The organism is Chlorobiota bacterium, from assembly GCA_016700335.1.
Classification (GTDB): domain Bacteria; phylum Bacteroidota; class Ignavibacteria; order OLB7; family OLB7.
Window position 1 is genome coordinate 2,146,683 of record CP065014.1, and the last position, 18,255, is coordinate 2,164,937.

General features: G+C 28.1%; 16 protein-coding genes. 6 read left to right on the forward strand and 10 right to left on the reverse strand.

The window, feature by feature from the left end; all coding sequences use genetic code 11:
• Positions 1-148 precede the first annotated feature (148 nt).
• From IPP08_08815 to IPP08_08835, 5 genes are all read right to left on the reverse strand, one after another.
• Entirely contained in the window at positions 149-1,021 is an 873-nt protein-coding gene (locus IPP08_08815) for an elongation factor Ts (protein ID QQS65872.1), read from the reverse strand.
• 92 nt (positions 1,022-1,113) lie between these two features.
• Positions 1,114-1,956, reverse strand: coding sequence for a 30S ribosomal protein S2 (gene rpsB / locus IPP08_08820; GenBank protein QQS65873.1), 843 nt, complete (start codon positions 1,954-1,956; stop codon positions 1,114-1,116).
• 255 nt (positions 1,957-2,211) lie between these two features.
• Positions 2,212-2,598 carry a 30S ribosomal protein S9 gene (gene rpsI / locus IPP08_08825; GenBank protein QQS65874.1) on the reverse strand — a complete coding sequence of 129 codons (387 nt, stop codon included), beginning with the start codon at positions 2,596-2,598 and terminating at the stop codon, positions 2,212-2,214.
• Positions 2,599-2,619: 21 nt separating this feature from the next.
• Positions 2,620-3,069: a 50S ribosomal protein L13 gene (gene rplM, locus IPP08_08830; GenBank protein ID QQS65875.1), complete on the reverse strand. Its 450-nt coding sequence runs from the start codon at positions 3,067-3,069 to the stop codon at positions 2,620-2,622.
• 197 nt (positions 3,070-3,266) lie between these two features.
• The gene (locus tag IPP08_08835; protein ID QQS65876.1) at positions 3,267-3,974 is read right to left on the reverse strand and encodes a hypothetical protein; all 708 of its coding nucleotides are present in this window, start codon (positions 3,972-3,974) and stop codon (positions 3,267-3,269) included.
• Between the two features lie 264 nt (positions 3,975-4,238).
• On the opposite strand from IPP08_08835, the gene rpoN reads away from it, so the two are divergent.
• Entirely contained in the window at positions 4,239-5,873 is a 1,635-nt protein-coding gene (gene rpoN, locus IPP08_08840; protein ID QQS65877.1) for an RNA polymerase factor sigma-54, read from the forward strand.
• Between the two features lie 123 nt (positions 5,874-5,996).
• The gene (locus tag IPP08_08845; protein ID QQS65878.1) at positions 5,997-7,145 is read left to right on the forward strand and encodes a hypothetical protein; all 1,149 of its coding nucleotides are present in this window, start codon (positions 5,997-5,999) and stop codon (positions 7,143-7,145) included.
• Between the two features lie 51 nt (positions 7,146-7,196).
• On the opposite strand, the gene IPP08_08850 is transcribed toward IPP08_08845, so the two are convergent.
• Positions 7,197-8,129, reverse strand: a complete 933-nt coding sequence (locus tag IPP08_08850; GenBank protein QQS67860.1) for an aspartate carbamoyltransferase catalytic subunit — start codon at positions 8,127-8,129, stop codon at positions 7,197-7,199.
• A gap of 136 nt (positions 8,130-8,265) precedes the next feature.
• Here IPP08_08850 and uvrB point away from each other — a divergent pair, with 136 nt between their 5' ends.
• Together uvrB and IPP08_08860 are read left to right on the forward strand one after the other, a co-directional pair.
• The gene (gene uvrB / locus IPP08_08855; GenBank protein ID QQS65879.1) at positions 8,266-10,299 is read left to right on the forward strand and encodes an excinuclease ABC subunit UvrB; all 2,034 of its coding nucleotides are present in this window, start codon (positions 8,266-8,268) and stop codon (positions 10,297-10,299) included.
• Between the two features lie 211 nt (positions 10,300-10,510).
• A complete protein-coding gene (locus IPP08_08860) occupies positions 10,511-12,982 on the forward strand; it encodes a TonB-dependent receptor (protein QQS65880.1) in 2,472 nt (823 codons plus the stop codon).
• A gap of 89 nt (positions 12,983-13,071) precedes the next feature.
• Here the strand turns inward: IPP08_08860 and IPP08_08865 are convergent, their stop codons facing one another.
• From IPP08_08865 to IPP08_08875, 3 genes are read right to left on the reverse strand one after another with little or no spacing between them, the layout of a single operon-like run.
• Positions 13,072-13,662, reverse strand: a complete 591-nt coding sequence (locus IPP08_08865) for a bifunctional nuclease family protein (GenBank protein ID QQS65881.1) — start codon at positions 13,660-13,662, stop codon at positions 13,072-13,074.
• 19 nt (positions 13,663-13,681) lie between these two features.
• Positions 13,682-14,659 (reverse strand): electron transfer flavoprotein subunit alpha/FixB family protein, encoded by a 978-nt coding sequence (locus tag IPP08_08870; GenBank protein QQS67861.1) that lies wholly within the window; start codon positions 14,657-14,659, stop codon positions 13,682-13,684.
• 49 nt (positions 14,660-14,708) lie between these two features.
• Positions 14,709-15,455 (reverse strand): electron transfer flavoprotein subunit beta/FixA family protein, encoded by a 747-nt coding sequence (locus IPP08_08875; protein QQS65882.1) that lies wholly within the window; start codon positions 15,453-15,455, stop codon positions 14,709-14,711.
• 186 nt (positions 15,456-15,641) lie between these two features.
• On the opposite strand from IPP08_08875, the gene kdsA reads away from it, so the two are divergent.
• Entirely contained in the window at positions 15,642-16,457 is an 816-nt protein-coding gene (gene kdsA, locus IPP08_08880; GenBank protein ID QQS67862.1) for a 3-deoxy-8-phosphooctulonate synthase, read from the forward strand.
• A 41-nt stretch (positions 16,458-16,498) separates the two neighbouring features.
• On the opposite strand, the gene IPP08_08885 is transcribed toward kdsA, so the two are convergent.
• Entirely contained in the window at positions 16,499-17,152 is a 654-nt protein-coding gene (locus IPP08_08885) for an RNA methyltransferase (GenBank protein QQS65883.1), read from the reverse strand.
• Positions 17,153-17,771: 619 nt separating this feature from the next.
• Here IPP08_08885 and nusB point away from each other — a divergent pair.
• Positions 17,772-18,254, forward strand: a complete 483-nt coding sequence (nusB, locus tag IPP08_08890; protein QQS65884.1) for a transcription antitermination factor NusB — start codon at positions 17,772-17,774, stop codon at positions 18,252-18,254.
• Position 18,255: the final 1 nt, after the last annotated feature.

The following is an 18,255-nucleotide window of genomic DNA, read 5'->3' on the forward strand; positions in this document are numbered from 1 at the left end:
TTAATCTCATATACGTTACTATTTATAAATAAATTGAAACTTGTTATTAATTCAATTTTATTCTTTTAATTTTACTTAATGATACATAATAAAAAAACCTCGTTACTAATTTGAATAGAAACGAGGTTGAAAATTTATAATAACTTAATTAGTTGTTAGCTATTGTGTCGCTTAAGTTAAATCGTATAAATGAATTTACAGTAACTTCAACGCCAGCATTTGCACTAAATTCTTTTAATACAGTTGTTACAGTTTTTGTGGAATCTTTTACATAAGATTGTTCAATTAAACAATTCTCAGCATAAAATTTTTCTAATCTTCCGTTAGCAACTCTAGCTGCAATCTCTTCTGGTTTACCTTCCATTCTAGCTTGATCTGAATAAATTTCCTTTTCTTTAGAAATTACTTCTTCAGTTACATCTTCACGTCTTGTATATGAAGGATTCATAGCTGCAACTTGCATTGCTAAATCACGTCCTAAAGCATTTGTTGCATCAATATCACCTTTTTCTGATAGCATTAAAAGTACGCCAAGTTTATCACCACTATGAATATAACTTGTTATAAAACCAGAATCTGAAGTAACAACTGCAGTTCTTCGGATACTTATATTCTCACTAAACTTGCCTAATAATTCATCTAAATAATTCTTAATAGTTTTGTTATCACTTAATATTCCATTCATCATTTCATCATTACTTTGATTTGGATTTTTAAGTAAATATTCAGAAAGATTTTTAACGAAACTACTAAATTCTTGATTTCTAGCTACAAAATCTGTCTCACAACAAACCTCAACAATTGCAGCAGATTTATGATCTTCAGAAATAGCAGTTGATACAACACCTTCTTTTGCTTCTTTATCAGCACGTTTGGCTGCGGTTGCTGCTCCTCTCTTTCTTAGTATTTCAATTGCTCCTTCAAAATCACCATTTGTTTCGTCTAGAGCCTTTTTACAGTCTGCCATTCCAGCACCTGTCATGTCTCGCAATTTTTTTACTTCTAATGGAGAAATTGCCATAAATTTATAATATAAAAATTAATTTGTTAAATTGATTTGAAGTATAATATTAATTGGGATTATACCCAAACATTAATTAAATGAAATAAAATCTATCCTTGTGGAGTAGATGTTTCTGGATTAGTACCTCCTGGTCCTCTGTTCTTACGTGGACGTTTACGAGTTTGGGACTTCGCATCGTCAATGTTCTCTTTTTCACCTTCTTTCATCTCTTTATCATCACTAGAATTCATTTCAGCCTGCCTTGCTTTGCTTACTGTATAACCATTTAAAACACCTTCAGCAATAACGCCTGTAATTAAATCAATAGTTTTTTGAGAATCATCATTTGCAGGAATAGGGTAATCAACAATAGTTGGGTCAGTGTTAGTATCTGTGATTGCAATTACAGGAATACCTAAAGTTTTAGCTTCTTTAATTGCAAGATGTTCTTTCTTTATATCAACAATAAACAAACAACCTGGTAATCTATTCATTTCAGAAATACCACCTAAAACTCTGATAAGTTTTTCTCTCTCACGCCCAACCATCAATCTTTCTTTTTTTCTTAATTTATCTATAGTTCCATCTAATTCCATTTTATCAATTATATTTAATCTTTTAATTGATTTACGAATAGTAGAGAAATTTGTAAGCATACCTCCTAACCATCTTTCTATAACATAGTTTGCACCTACTCTTTCAGCATGAGTTTTAATTATTTCACGTGCTTGTTTTTTAGTTCCAATAAACAAAATTTTACGCCCTTCGCTTGCAAATCTTTCTATTGCATTTCTAGCATCAGTAAGTAAATGTTGTGTTTTTTTTAGATCAATAATGTGAATTCCATTGCGTTCCATAAATATATATTCACGCATTTTTGGATTCCAACGGCGGGTTAAGTGCCCGAAGTGTGCACCTGCATTAAGCAGATCCATGATTTCTACAATAGCCATTTTAATAAAGTTGATTTGTGTTTTTAATTGCTTCTGCCTCTTTATTTTAATCTGCTCATTCTAGAATTATTAGAACACACACAGATGAACAAAAGACATGTTTGATTTATAAAAATTTCAATTAATTATAAATTGAAAAATAATTAATTGATAATATTTCACTAAAAAGCGAATTTAATCTTTAGATAAAAAACCAAAAGTTGCGAATTGTAATTCAAACAATTCGCAACTCTATAACCTGTAAAATTAAGTAGATTAACGTTTGCTGAATTGAAAACGGCGACGAGCCTTTTTCAAACCATATTTTTTACGTTCAACCATTCTTGGGTCACGAGTCATATGACCTTCTTTACGAAGAGAAGGACGATTTGCTTCATCAAGTTCTACAAGTGCACGAGCTATAGCATGACGAATAGCTCCAGCTTGACCTGTTGTTCCCCCACCATTAACATTGCAATGTATATCAAAACTAGCTGCCAAACTTAATGTCTCAAGTGGTGAAAGAACTACTTGTCTATCAAATATATTTGGGAAGAAATTAGTGAATTCCCTTTTATTTATCGTAATTGTTCCAGTACCAGGAGTTAGATAAACTCTAGCTACTGCGTCTTTCCTACGACCAATATTTATCGAATTTGCCATTTATTACTTATATTGAAAATTTTAACTATACTTTAATGTTAATGCTTCTGGCTTTTGAGCTGTATGTGGATGTTTTGTACCAGCATACACTTTTAATTTTTTTACGATTTCATTACCAAGTCTATTTTTTGGAAGCATTTTTCGAACTGCTTTTTCGATAATACGCTCTGGAAATTTCTCAAGCATTGTATTATACTTTACAATTCTTTGACCACCTGGATAACCTGTGTGCCTTACATATTCTTTTTGTTCAGCTCTTGTTGAAGCTATTTGTATCTTTTCAGCATTAATCACAATCACATGATCTCCTGTGTCAACATGAAGTGTGAAAGTAGGCTTATGCTTACCACGCAATATAGAAGCTACTTGAGAAGCTAGACGACCAAGAGTTTGACCATCTGCATCTACAATAAACCAATTACGATTAACTTCTGTGGCTTTCGCCGATTTTGTTATTTTTTCCGGTGACATCACTATTATATATTTATTAAATTATTTATACCAAAATTATATTGGTATAAAAATTGTTTGCGAAAATAACACAACAGAACATTCTACGCAAAGATATTTTTTTAATTAAATAATATTTACTACAATTTCTTATTAAATTTTAAGTAAAATTTTAACTTTAATATTAATATAATTAGGTTAAATATTGCAATTTTTGATTACCAAGCATATCCAATTGTTAATCTAAATACTGGTTTCATTCCATTAACTCCACCACTCCAACCTTTATAAGGATATTCTCCAGTAGTATATTCATAGCCTCCATTATCAACAATTGGATTAAGATTAGTATAATAGACTCCTCCAAGAGCAGGGCTAATTGCAAAATCACCCCAAAACCATTGCCATCCAGTATATACTCCAATAGCAATAGGATTCATCTTTTCGGTTCTTTCAATTGCTATACTTTGATTTGAAGATGAGCTATAATCATAATATTTATAAACTCTTTTAAAACTATTTACAGTAATATTTGGCTCAAAATAAAATCCATTGAAATTATTAGTTTTAGGATAAATTCTTGAAAATAATTGGAATCCTATGCCAGAATATTCACTTTCAGTTGGTAATTGCAATCCTAAACCAACACTTGTATTCCCACTAATAGAGTATAACCCTGTAACATTATACATTCTAATAAATGCTGGTACATCTATTGAAAAAAGGAATTTTCTAGGTGTAACATCTTCAACAACTGTTGATGACTTTGTAATAATTGTTTTAGTAGTTTTCCCAGTTGTTGAATCATATTTTACGATCTCTTCAGTTGTTTTTTTCTCATTTGTTTCAACTTCATTTTGAGCTAAAATTTTATTACATAAAAACAATAAAACTAAAATTGCAATTAAAATTAATTTGTTTCTCATTTTAAATTTTTGATAATTTTTTAAATTTTAAATATAATTAAAACCATTACAATGTAACCTTTAAACTTATTTTTGGTAAATAATTTGAAATAGTAATAAAAATAACTTAAAAGTTTAATATTTATTCTTAATAGTTATAATTATTTCTAAGAGATTTATTCAAATTTAATCAAAAATTTTAATCGATTTTTATTCTTAATTTTGTTTTAATATAATTTCAATAATATTATTAATTGTAAAATTGAATTAGATTATTAAATTTATATGATTTCATTATACCAAAAGCAACAACAACAACAAAGGCTAACACCCCAACAAGTACTTCAACAAAAACTTTTGCAGTTAAACGTTGCTGCTCTTGAACAAAGAATTAAAGAAGAAATTGAAATTAATCCTCTTTTAGAAGAATCACCATTAGAAGAAGTTGAATTTAATGAAACTGATAATGATGTAATAATAATTGAACAAGAAAACCCAGAAAATGATTATTTGAATTTAGATAAGCAAACTGACTCAAATATAGTTAGTCAAGATGAAAAACTTGAAGAGTACTGGGAAAATTATGTAAAACCTTCTGATGATTATGAGGGGTTTAAAGCAGATACTTTCTCAATTGATAATGATGGAAATGAATTTATACAGCCAAATGAACAAACTTTACTTGAACTACTTTATAATCAACTTTCATCTTATAATTTATCTGAACCTGAAACTGCAATTGCAGAAGAAATATTAGGAAATATTGATTCAGATGGATATTTAAGACGCGATCTTTTAGAAATTGTTGATGATACTAATGCTTACGTCACTCAAATTAGGAATGGGTGGCTTATTGAAGAAGAAGATTATCATACTGAAATAAATGACAACTTGTTTGAAAGTTACAAAGCCAGAAGTACTCAAGAACCTTTTGGTAGAGAAAGGCTTGTTAAATCAAATGAAGATTTTGGTATAATATCTTTGGTTACTGCAAATAAACTCTTACATATAATTCAAAGACTAGACCCACCTGCAATTGGTTCAAGAAATTTAAAAGAATGTTTACTAATTCAACTTGAATTAAATACAACAAAATATTTTGTTAATTTAATTGCAGAAAAAATAATTAAAGATTTTTATGAAGAATTTTCATTAAAACATTTTGATCAACTCAAATCAAAACTTCATTGTTCTCAAGATGAATTGAAAGATGCAATAGAATTAATTAAAAAGTTAAATCCTAAACCTGGCATTGGATCTCAATCAATGGATAGTAATAATATTATTATGCCTGACTTTTTTGTTGAAAGTGAAGCAAATAAATTGATTATAACTACTAACGATAAACAAGTTCCTCAGTTAAGAATTTCTAAAGATTACAAAGATTTAGTTGGGAGAAAAGGAGCAAAAGAAAACTCATTAGATAAAAAAGCCCAAACTTTTATTAGGGAAAACTATGACTCTGCAAATATTTTTATACAATTATTAAGAGAAAGAAAGAAATCTTTAATTGCTGTTATGCAAACTATTGCAGATTATCAGTTTGATTTTTTCTCTAAAGGTCCAGAGTTTCTTATTCCAATGGTTTACCGTCACATTGTTGAAAAAACTGGTGCTGATAAATCAACTATTAGTAGAGTTGTAAATGGTAAGTATGTTCAAACAAGTCATGGCATATATGAACTTAGAAGTTTGTTTACCGAAGGGAGTGAAACTGATTCAGGTGAAGAAGTCTCTACAAATGTTATAAGGAATGAAATAACAAAAATGATTGAAAAAGAGGATAAGAAAAAGCCATTAAGTGATGATGATATAAGTACTAAACTTAAAGAAATTGGCTTTAACTCTGCTAGGAGAACAGTTTCAAAATATCGTGAACAATTGAAAATTCCAGTTGCAAGGCTTAGAAAAGAAATGTGAAATTTTAAATTAGAATTTATTTTAAAAAATTCAATTTATGCTTTATTCAATTTTGAAACTTATTTTTTAAATGTTTCTTTTCAAATTTTTATATAACCTGAACATACAATATTCCTATTATTCATGAGTAATTATTTAAATGAAAAATATAATCTTATCGAAAATTATAACAACAAATATGATATAGTATTAACTAAAAATAGTACTTTAAAAAAAAATAAAGAACATAAACAATTTTATAAAGCTATTGAAAAACTAAAAATCCTTAAAAAAGATTTTAATTATATAAATGATTTTAATAGCATTTTAACATATGAAACAATTACAAAATTAAAACCTTATGAGTTAAATTATATTATTTTATTGAAAGAGGAAATATATTTTTTCGACAATTTTATTAAAAATTTCAGTAGCAATTTAAAAGGAAAACTCAAATCAAATTTAGAAGAAATTATATATGATCATATTACAAATGCTATAAACTATTCTGGTACTAATGATCTTAATGATTTATATAATAAATACAAACCATTTTTAGATGATAAAACTTTAAATGAAGTTAGATTTAATGCTTCAGATTTAATTTATCAACAATTTGGAATTAGAATTGAACCAGATGACATATTAGGAGATAATTTTACTGAGGAGGATTTGAAATTATTTTTTGATAAATATGGTCGGCAAATTGATGATGCTAAAAGAAGGATGAATATGGATTTGTCTGAAAATGAGAACTTTAATCTTGAGAAAGTTGATGAACTCTTCAATCTCGATATATCTAAACTTTACAAAAATATTGTTGTTAAAATTCACCCTGATTTAGAAATGGAAGAAAAAGTTAGATTCGATAAAGAACAATTATTAAAAGAATTAACTCAAGCAAGAGACGCTAATGATGTATTTGAAATGCTTAGAATAAAATTTTTAGTAGATGAAATTAATGGTATTGATACAATTAGTTTTTTAAATGAAAAAGTAATAAAAAGATTTACAAGTAAAATTAAAGCAGAATGTAAAAAATTAGAATCTGAAGTAAATCAAATTAAAAACTCAAACTCATTATTTTCAGAAATCAGAATTACTTATAATTTAGATATAGATAAAAAAGTACTTAACTCAATGATTAAAAGTAAATTAAAGAATTTCAAATTATCAATAAATCTTAAGAAGAAAAATATGCTCTTAATCAAAGAAAATCCAGATTTGATAAGGAACTATATTTTTATACAACAAGATTTAAAAAATAAGAAAAAATTGGAGAATTTTTATTAGATTTTGATTTTTCTTGATTGAATTTTTATTTGTGTAATAATAAGATTCATGTTAAGATTCAAGCAATGTCTCTAAAATAGACATCCTAACTGCTACTCCATTTTCTACTTGATTGAGTATTAGTGATTGATTACTAGTTTCACTCTCTAAATCTAATTCAACTCCAAGTGATACAGGACCTGGATGAAGGATATATTGATTAGATTTTAAATTATGTAAAATCGATTTATTCAATCCAAAATATTTTGAATACTCTCCAAGTGATGGGAAAAAAGCTCCATCTTGTCTTTCCCTTTGTATTCTAAGAAACATCAAACAATCAGCAAATTCAATTGAATCATTTATATTTTTTAATTTCACTACTCCCATATTATTTATACCCATAGGAATCAAAGTTGGTGGGGCACAAATGCCAACTTGAGCACCCAATTTATTCAACATTAAAATATTAGATCTTGCAACTCTACTATGGGAAATATCACCTATTATAACAATTTTTTTCCCTTTAAATGAATCAACATTTTTACCCCATTTTTCATATAAAGTAAGACCATCTAAAAGAGCTTGAGTTGGGTGTTCATGAGATCCATCACCTGCGTTTATAAAAACTGAATTACACCTATCAGATAAAAATTTAACAGAACAAGAAGAGCTATGCCTCATCACAACACCATCAATTTTCATAGCTTCTAAAACTTTCATAGTATCGAGCAAAGTTTCGCCTTTAGTAATGGAACTTGAAGAAGTTGTAAATCTGATTGTTGTTGCATTTAGTCTTTTGGCTGCTAACTCAAAACTTGATAATGTTCTAGTTGAATTTTCCACAAAAAACAAAACAATTGTTTTTCCTTGTAAACTGTTTTTACTTTTTCTAGGAATAAGAAATTCATTTTTAATAATTAAAGAACTATCAAACATTGAAAAAATCTCATCTTTGGTTAATTGCTCAATTCCAAGTAAATTTTTCAATATGGTATAACAAATTTTTAGATAATTTTTTTGGTAAAAATATAAGTTTTCAATATATTAAATTCTTAAACTGAATATTATTCAATATTTATTATCGAAATTGAATAATTGTTGTAATTGTTTGTAATGAAATTAATAAATAAATTTAAAAATGGAATTTGAGTTAGAATCCCCTTATAAGCCAAGTGGTGATCAGCCAGACGCAATTGCTCAGTTAGTTGAAGGTCTTGAACGTGGAGATCGGTTCCAAACACTTTTAGGAGTAACTGGGTCTGGTAAAACTTTTACAATCTCAAATGTATTAAAAAATCTACAACGACCTGCTTTAATAATATCTCATAATAAAACTTTAGCTGCTCAGTTGTATGGAGAATTCAAGTCTTTTTTTCCAAAAAATAAAATTGAATTCTTTATTTCGTATTATGACTATTACCAACCTGAAGCATATTTACCAAGCACTGATACTTATATAGAAAAAGACTTTAATATCAATGAAGAGATTGATAGATTAAGACTTAGAGCAACAAGTGCTTTACTTGAAGATAGAAAAGATGTTGCAATTATTTCATCAGTATCTTGTATTTATGGAATTGGCTCTAAGGATCAATTTGGCGGACAAGTTGTGCATGTTAGAAAAGGAGATACAATTGATAGGAACAAATTACTACACTCATTTTCAGAAATTTATTATACAAGAAATGATGTTGATTTTTATAGAGGTAATTTTAGAGTTAGAGGCGATGTTGTTGAGATTATTCCAGGATATGAAGATGATACTGGCATTAGAATAGAATTTTTTGGTTCAGTAATAGAAAAAATTTCTCATTTTGATAGAGTTACTGGAAAAGTAATTGATACTGTTGAAACTGAAACAATATTTCCAGCAAGGTTATTTGTAACTTCTCAACCTCAAATAGAAAAAGCTATAAAAGTAATTAGAGATGAACTTTACGAAAGGCTCAAAGAGCTTAGATCTCAAGACAAATTAATTGAAGCACAACGGTTAGAACAAAGAACTTTTTTTGATATTGAAATGATGAAAGAACTTGGTTATTGTTCTGGCATCGAAAATTATTCTAGGGTTCTTGCAAATCGTGAACCAGGCTCTGCTCCTGCAACATTGGTTGATTATTTCCCACAAGATTTTGTAACAATTATAGATGAAAGTCATGTAACATTACCACAAATTAGAGGTATGTTTAATGGTGATAGAGCCCGTAAATCAACATTAATTGAACATGGGTTTAGGCTTCCAAGTGCATTAGATAATAGACCATTAAAGTTCGAAGAATTTTTTGAACGAGTTGGTCAGGTAATTTTTGTTTCTGCAACTCCAGGTGATTTAGAACTTGAGTTATCTGGAGGTGTTGTAGTAGAACAAATTATAAGACCTACAGGTTTGTTAGATCCAATAATTGAAGTTAGACCAGTAAAAAATCAAATAGATGATTTAATTGCAGAAATTAGAGAAAGAGTTTTAAAGGAAGAAAAAGAAAGAGTTTTAGTTACAACATTAACAAAAAGAATGGCTGAAGATTTGTCAGAATATTTAACAAATGTTGGAATAAAAGTTCAATATATTCATTCTGATATAGATGCACTTGAAAGAGTTGAAATTTTAAGGGATTTGAGGTTAGGAAGTTATGATGTTTTAATTGGTGTAAATTTATTGAGAGAAGGATTAGATTTGCCAGAGGTTTCATTAGTTGCAATTTTAGATGCTGATAAAGAAGGGTTTTTAAGAAGTGAACGTTCTTTAATGCAAACTGCTGGTAGAACTGCAAGGCATCAAGATGGAAAGGTAATTATGTATGCTGATAAAATGACTGAATCAATGAGAAAAGTAATTGATGAATGTCAAAGAAGAAGAACTGTACAAACTAGCTACAATATTGAAAATGGTATTACTCCATCAACAGTTCGTAAATCTAGAGAAGCAATTATAAGTTCTACAAGTGTTGCAGACATGAAATCACATAGGGATAAAAGAAGGAATGAAGTTAATAACAATCAAAATCCAATTAGTGAAGATCCAGTGTTTAAAAAGCTTGCACCAGAACAAAAGAAAGAGTTAATTGAACTATTAAAAAGTGAAATGAAACAATTTGCTAAAGAATTAAACTTTGAAAGAGCTGCTGAAATTCGAGATGAAATTGGTAGACTTGAAGAGGCATTGAAAAATTAAATCTATCAATTATCATATTAATTTTTATGTCAATTTTTTAATATTACATAATTGTTAGATTACATAGAAATTTTATCATTTAATGTAATGTAATGTAATGTCAATCAATGATATCTGAATTATTTCTGTTACAAATATTATAATTAGAGTATATAACTTTTTAATTCTCAATTTTTCTTTAATAGAATAGTTTACTTACTCATATTTCTTTATGAAAAAATTTTTCATTTTTACCTTAACTTTTGTTACCATTAGTACAGTTAATTTATTTTCTCAGAATAATGGTTCAATAATTGGCAATGTATTTGATGCTATTTCTAACACTCCATTAAAAGGAGTTTCGATTTCTATGAAATTATCAAATGACTCTAATTCAAATCTAATTGGAGCAATTTCAAATGAAAATGGATTTTTCAAAATAAGTAATGTTGTATTAGGCAAAGCATATAAAATTGAAGTTAAAATGATCGGCTATGAAACTAATTTAAAAAATAATATCATAATTAAAAATGAATCCAATGAGTTAAATTTAGGGAGTATTAAATTAATACAAACCACAATAAAAGGGCAAGAAGTTGTTGTTGTTGATAAAAAGGAGATGGTTGTTATTAAAGCAGATAAAAAAGTTTTTACAGTTGAAGATAATCCTCAATTTTCCGCAACAAACGTAAGTGAGTTACTTGCACAAATACCCTCAGTTTCAGTAGATCAAGATGGGAATGTAACAATGCGAGGAAGTTCAGTAACAATAATGATGAACGACCGACCAATATTAATGCCACAAGAACAATTAAGTAAATTTCTTCAATCACTTCCATCCAATGAAGTGCAAGAAATAGAGCTTAAAACTAATCCGAGTGCTAAATATGATGCTAGAATGCAGGGTGGTATAATTAACATTGTTTCAAAGAAAAAACTCTCAGATATGTTTGGAGGAAATATTTCAATTGGAACTGATTCAAGGTTAGGTTTAAACACTAATGCAGGTTTATTCTATAATGGAAAAATAATTAATGCTTCCTTAAATGGAGGAATTTTTTATGGTCCTCAATCAAACTCATCAACTAGCTTGAGAATTAATTATTTAGATTCGATTGAAAGAACAATTAAAACAAATGCAACTGGAACAAGCACTTCAAGCAATAAGTCTGGATCTGGTCAAGTTGATTATAATTTTACTGATAATGATGTAGCTTCAGTTTCATTTAATATCAATAGGTGGCCATCAAATCGTTACTCTGGAGGAATTACTGAATACTATAATATCTCAAACAAATTAATTAGAAATAGCATAGACACTTCTTATCGTGATCCTAATTCTACCGAAGATGGTGGTTATGATGAAGGTTCTTTTTTGTTAAAACATAATTTTAGTAAAGATCATTTAATATCCTTAGAATGGAATTATACTGGATGGGGTTGGAGCAATTCTTCTATCTACAAAAGCACAAACTATGTTGGATCTACTATAGATTCACTCAAAAGTATTGATAGAATAGATTATAGGAAAAATGGAACTAAATCAAATGTATTAAGTTTGAGTTATGAAAACCCAGTTAATGACAAATTAAAATTAGAATTAGGTGGTAAATATGAAGCAAATAATGGAGACAACATAACTGAATTAAAAGTTATGGATTATAAGAAAGGAGAGTATGTACAAGATTCAATTCAATCGAATCACTATATCCCACAGAACAGTATTTATGCTGGGTACATTAATGTATCATTATCAGTTTCAAATGAATTAAGTTTTCAATCTGGAATTAGGTCTGAGTTTGCAAATGTTTCAGCAAAATATTCAAATGGATTAGAAATCATTTCTAAAAATTTTAATAATTTATTTCCAAGCGGTTCAGTTAACTTTAATTTCAATCAATCAAATAGTCTCTCATTAAGTTATAGGCGAAGTGTTTCTTTGCCTAGTGTAGATGACTTAAATCCAACCAAAGTTAAGTGGAGCAATATCTTTATCAAATCTGGTAATCCAGACTTAGAACCTGAATTTGAAAACTCATTTGAACTTGGTTACAATACTTTTTGGGGAATTGGGAATAACGTTTCTACAAGTTTATTTTTAACCAAAACTTCTGGAAATATCGAAAACTCACAACAAATTATAGATGAATTAACATATTCAACTGATGCAAATTTTAATGGAACAGATAAATATGGAATTGAATCAAATATAATGTTAAGACCTGTTACTTGGCTTAATTTAAGGCTTGGGGGTAGTGTTTTTAATACTGAAAACAGAGGTAGTAATATACCAGGTGACATATATTCTCATGATTTAGGTTATACATTAAATGGATATATAAATTCTGACATCTACAATGGACTATCTTTTGGATCAAACATTTATTATAGATCTGGAAGCATTATTGGTGGTAATAATAATAGTGGATATTCATGGATGTCTTTATCTTTAAACCAAAAATTGTTTGACAAAAAATTATCAATTTCTTTAAGAGTCAATGATCCTTTCAATTTTCAAAAATGGGAAATGAAATATCAATCATATCAATTTTATTCTGAAAATTTAAATAAATGGACTTCAAGGACAATTGGAATTAATATTAATTATAGATTTGGTACAACTCCAAAAATGGAAGAATTTAAAAAAGAGAAAAGCAATTCAAAAGGAGGAAGTACAAATAATGAAGGTGTGGGAATTAAATAATATTCATATAAATTATTTAAAAAAAAAGCAGTCCAAAATATTAATGAACTGCATTCCTTTAAAATTAAAACAAATGGTTACAGTTGATATTATATATTAGGATCTAACTTTGATATATCATCCCTTATCTTTGCTGCTAGTTCATATTCTTCATTTGTAATTGCCTCTTGAAGTTGAATTTCTAGTGTATCTTTAATTGAAAGTGATTTTATTTGTTGGGTATTTTCATTTTCAAGTTTATTATCTAAATTCCCAACTTCGTCTTCAGTTTCATCTTCATCTTTAACTAATGATCCTGCTTCATCAAGAACATTTTCAGTAACATAAATTGGAATACCTGCTCTCAAAGCAATTGCAATAGCATCTGAAGGTCGAGAGTCAATCTCTGAACAATCTTCAATTATTATATTTGCAAAATATGTTCCTTCTTTCAAATCATGAATTATCACCTCAATTAAATGTCCATCTAAATTCTCAATAACTTTTTTAAGTAAATCATGTGTTATTGGTCTTGGTGGTTTTAAACCTTCTAATTCATTAACAATTGACTGAGCTGCATCGGCACCAATAAGTATTGCTAATCTTCTCAATCCACTAGTCTCTTGGAGAATTAAGGAGTAAGCACCACTATTATGAGGGCTACTAGTTAACCCAAATATTTCCATTTGAATTTTATTCATAATTTAATAACTATTAATTTTATTTACCTAATAGTGCTTTTACTTCAAGAGTCATTAATGGAAGAACTTCAAAAACATCACCTATAATTCCATAATCAGCAACTGAAAATATTGGAGCATCTTTATCTTTATTAATTGCAACTATAAATTTAGAACTACTCATACCAGCCAAATGTTGAACTGCTCCTGAAACTGCACAAGCAACATATAATGATGGAGAAACCGTTTTCCCTGTTTGCCCAACTTGCTCTGAATGAGGTCTCCAACCTGCATCTACAACAGCTCGAGAAGCCCCAACTGCCGCTGAAAGTGGTTCTGCAAGATTTTCAATTATGTTAAAATTTGTTGCTTCTTTCAAACCTCTACCACCAGTAATTATTATATCAGCTTCCGACACATCTATTTTCCCTGAATTGACTTTTGTTTCAATTACTCTAGTATTGAAATCACATTCATCAAATTCAATTTCATATTTATTAGTAATAGGAACTACAGGACTTACAGTAGCTGTAAAAACATTTAGTTTTAACGAAAATACCTTTACCTCAGTTGTAACTTGAGTTTCTATTTTTGCTTTTCCAGCATATATTGCTCTAGTTGCTGTTAATTCAGATTCATTGTAACTTAAAGAAATGATATCTGGTGATAACCCAGCCTTTAATTTAACTGCAACGTATGGAGCTAAATCTTTGCCATAAGATGTATTGCTAATTAATACTACATTTGATAATTCTTTTGTTGCAACATTTGCAATTGCATTTGCTACAGCAATTGGAGAATAGTTCTCTAACCTATTATCCTCAATTACAATTACATTTTCAGCACCATATTCGCCTAATTTATTCGCTAATCCTGAAACACTAGATCCAATAAGTAAGGTAGTAAAGCTACCTCTAGATTGAGATGCTAAATTTCTTGCTGCAGTAATTGTTTCAAAAGCATTTTTCTTTAATATACCCCCTCTTTGTTCTATGTATGCTAATATTTTCATTTTAATTTTTCTTAATAATTTGAGATTCTAACTAATTTAAACAAACAAAAACAATTTAAATAACCTTTGCCTCTTCATGAAGTAATCTAACAAGTTCTTTTACATTTTCTGGTGAATAATCTAGAATTTTTCCACCTTGCTTAGCTGCAGGATTACTCATTGATTTTGTAACAACACGAATTGTTTCAGATATAGAATTTTTTTCATCTATAGGTTTTGATTTTGCTTTCATAATATCTGGCAATTTTGGATAACGAGGTTCATTCAAACCCTTTTGGGTTGTAATAATACATGGAAGTGAAGTTTCAACAACTTCTTTTCCACCTTCAATATCTCTTTCTGCTATAATTGACTTTCCGTTTATTTCTAATTTGGTAACAAAAGAAACAAAAGGAATTGACATCATTGCTGCTACTGTTGGTCCCATTTGAGCTGAATCAAAATCTATTGATTGCCTACCCATAAAAATTATATCAGCTCCTAATACCTTCAGAGTATCAGCAAGATTTTCTGCAATTGAATATGAATCAGATTTTACAATATCCTTAATTAGGATTCCTTTATCTGCCCCCATTGCAAGAGCTACTCTTATGGTTTCTTTAGCTGAATCATCACCAACACACACAATTGTAACTGTTCCACTTGTTGCTTCTTTACGCCTTAGTGCCTCTTCAACAGCAAATTCATCATACGGATTTAAAATAAATTTAACCCCTTTTGAGTCTATTGTCTTCCCGTCCTGAGCAATTACTATTTTAGCTGTTGTATCTGGAGTTTGAGAAATACAAACTGCAATATTCATTTTTATAAATTTTAAATTTATTGATATATTAAAAATTAAGCTTACTTAAAAAAGTTTGCAAATATAAGCATTGAAAATAAATTGAAATTTAAGCTAAATCAAATTTAATTTTAAATTCAAATAGATTCCGTTAAAATTTTAAAATTTATCTTTTTATAGTGAAATAAAATCATAACTTTACAATCCATTCTTAACCAATTTATTAACATTTTGTTTAAAGACTTTTTCTTTATTGCTGGTCCTTGCTTAGTCGAATCACATGATTTGATATTTGAAGTTGCAGAAAAACTTTCATCTATTAAAAAGAAATATAATGTTCCAATTATATTAAAAGGATCATTTAAAAAAGCCAATAGAACTAGTATATCTGGAGTTATGACAACAGGTACTGAAGAATCACTTACTGCATTAAATAATGCTGGGAAGTTTTATAATATGCCTACTCTAACAGATGTTCATACTGAAAGTGATGCAATTTTAGCTTCAAAATATGTTGATGTACTTCAAATTCCAGCATTCTTATCTAGGCAAACAGAATTGATTCAAACTGCTGCAAAAACTGGCAAATGGGTTAATATTAAAAAGGGACAGTTTATGGCACCTGATGATATGAAATTTGCTGTTGAAAAAGTAAAAATTACTGGTCATAATAAAGTTATGATATGTGAAAGAGGTTCTTCATTTGGGTATCATAATTTGGTTGTAGATATGAGAGGTTTGATAATTATGAGAGAGTCTGGGGTTCCAGTAATTTATGATGCAACTCATTCATTACAATTACCTTCTGGTGAAAATGGTAAATCTGGAGGAAACTCAGAATATGTTTTGCCATTAGCAAGAGCTGCAGTTTCTGTTGGTGTTAATGGGGTATTCTTTGAAACTCATCCAAATCCTGTTAAAGCTTTATCGGATTCAGCAACTCAATTGGATTTAAAGAAAGCTGATCAGTTTGTTGAACAAATTTTAGATTTAAATAGGTTAGTCAAAAGCTTTCAGTCTTAAAAGAATTATTTATTAAACTTTAATACTATTGATTATTAATTTTATAGAATTTTAATTTTACTTGTTCTAAACAACCACTCTTTTAATGTTCTTTCAATTTCTTCATTTGACTTATTATTTTTGTACATTTCTTTTAAATCTCTTTGCCTAAAAACTTCATATAAAGTTACTGCACATGCAACAGAAATGTTTAAACTTTCAACTAATCCATTCATTGGAATATTGATATTCCCATCTGATAATTCATTGGCGGTTCTAGATACTCCTTTGTGTTCATTTCCAAAAACAATTGCAATTGGTACTGTGAAATCAACATCATAAATAGATTTTGAATTTTCATTTAAATCTGTTGTATAAATTTTAACACCTGCATTTTTTAATTTTTTAAAACAACTTTCAATAGTATCATACTTGGAAGATTTAATCCATTTCCAAGTTCCAGAGGAAGACTTTTTGTTAAATACTGGAAATTCTTCTTCAACATATACTAAATGTACTTCTCCAACACCCACACTATCGCATGTTCTAAGGACTGCAGATACATTATGAGGGTCAAAAACATCTTCTAATATTAAATGCAAATCATTTTGTCTGCGGGAAATAACTTCTCTAAATTTAGTTACTCTATTTTCTGTTTTAAAATATACCGGATTAATTAATTCATCAGGATCGGGAACGAAAGCTTTTCTTTTCATACTAAGTATAAAATTGCTAATAATTAATTTGTGATTTAAAAATAAATAAATAATTACTGTTATGAAAATCTGTTTTAAAGTGTTCTTGTTATATGAAATCAAATTTATTTAAAAATTATTTTTAGTACTAATAATTTAATTTACTAGAATTTACTTATTAACTTTAATTTTAACTTAACCATGAAATGTACATTAATTTTTTTCGGAGTTCTAGCACTATTTATTGTGTTAGCATTTAGAACATTAGCCTTCTAATTTACAATAACAAATTACTTTTTAACTTGGATTATATGATCTTATTTTAAATGTTACTTTTGATTTTTATACTTTAATACTTCTTACAAATTATTGTTTTGATAAATTTAATTTTAGTAATAATTTTATAAAAATATTAAACAGAATTCTAATGATTTCCTATAATAATTTTACAAAAAAAGGTTGGATATCTATTCAACCTTTTTTATTGACAAAATTTTAGATGACATATTTTGTAAAATTAATATTTAAGGCGAATTAGATAATTTATTACTTTAAAAATTTCAAATTATTATCTTAAAAAATTAATGGATTAAGTTTATTTTTGTATATGTAATTTTTTTAAAAAAGTTTTTTGAAATAAATGCAAATAGATAACTCAAAATTAATTAACAGAAGAACAGTTCGCGAACGTGTGATGCAATCTTTGTATGCTCAGATTGTTAGTGAAGATAAAATTGATATTATTGCGGAAAGAATTTTGTATCCTGATTTTAAGAACAAACCAGATTTAATGGAGTTTGCTGTCAAACTTATAAGAGTTGCGTTTAATAATCGAGCCGAATTTGATAAAATTATAGTTGAAACTACTAGTAATTGGGAGCTTAATAGAATTGCTATTGTTGATAAAGCATTAATTTATATTGGCTTAGCTGAGTTTACTCATTTCCCAGAAATCCCACCTAAAGTTACAATTAATGAAGCTATTGAAATTTCTAAAATTTATTCTACTGAAAAATCGGGTGTATTTATCAATGGTATACTTGATGGTGCTTTAGATTATATTAAAATAAATGGTGGAATTAATAAAACTGGAAGAGGATTAATTGATGAATCATTGCTGTAAA

What these genes read in the sequence shown, in the direction of transcription:
- IPP08_08815 (QQS65872.1), bottom strand. Translation starts at nt 1,021, where the DNA reads ATGGCAATTTCTCCATTAGAAGTAAAAAAATTGCGAGACATGACAGGT.
- rpsB (QQS65873.1), bottom strand. Translation starts at nt 1,956, where the DNA reads ATGGCTATTGTAGAAATCATGGATCTGCTTAATGCAGGTGCACACTTC.
- rpsI (QQS65874.1), bottom strand. Translation starts at nt 2,598, where the DNA reads ATGGCAAATTCGATAAATATTGGTCGTAGGAAAGACGCAGTAGCTAGA.
- rplM (QQS65875.1), bottom strand. Translation starts at nt 3,069, where the DNA reads ATGTCACCGGAAAAAATAACAAAATCGGCGAAAGCCACAGAAGTTAAT.
- IPP08_08835 (QQS65876.1), bottom strand. Translation starts at nt 3,974, where the DNA reads ATGAGAAACAAATTAATTTTAATTGCAATTTTAGTTTTATTGTTTTTA.
- rpoN (QQS65877.1), top strand. Translation starts at nt 4,239, where the DNA reads ATGATTTCATTATACCAAAAGCAACAACAACAACAAAGGCTAACACCC.
- IPP08_08845 (QQS65878.1), top strand. Translation starts at nt 5,997, where the DNA reads ATGAGTAATTATTTAAATGAAAAATATAATCTTATCGAAAATTATAAC.
- uvrB (QQS65879.1), top strand. Translation starts at nt 8,266, where the DNA reads ATGGAATTTGAGTTAGAATCCCCTTATAAGCCAAGTGGTGATCAGCCA.
- IPP08_08860 (QQS65880.1), top strand. Translation starts at nt 10,511, where the DNA reads ATGAAAAAATTTTTCATTTTTACCTTAACTTTTGTTACCATTAGTACA.
- IPP08_08865 (QQS65881.1), bottom strand. Translation starts at nt 13,662, where the DNA reads ATGAATAAAATTCAAATGGAAATATTTGGGTTAACTAGTAGCCCTCAT.
- IPP08_08875 (QQS65882.1), bottom strand. Translation starts at nt 15,455, where the DNA reads ATGAATATTGCAGTTTGTATTTCTCAAACTCCAGATACAACAGCTAAA.
- IPP08_08885 (QQS65883.1), bottom strand. Translation starts at nt 17,152, where the DNA reads ATGAAAAGAAAAGCTTTCGTTCCCGATCCTGATGAATTAATTAATCCG.
- nusB (QQS65884.1), top strand. Translation starts at nt 17,772, where the DNA reads ATGCAAATAGATAACTCAAAATTAATTAACAGAAGAACAGTTCGCGAA.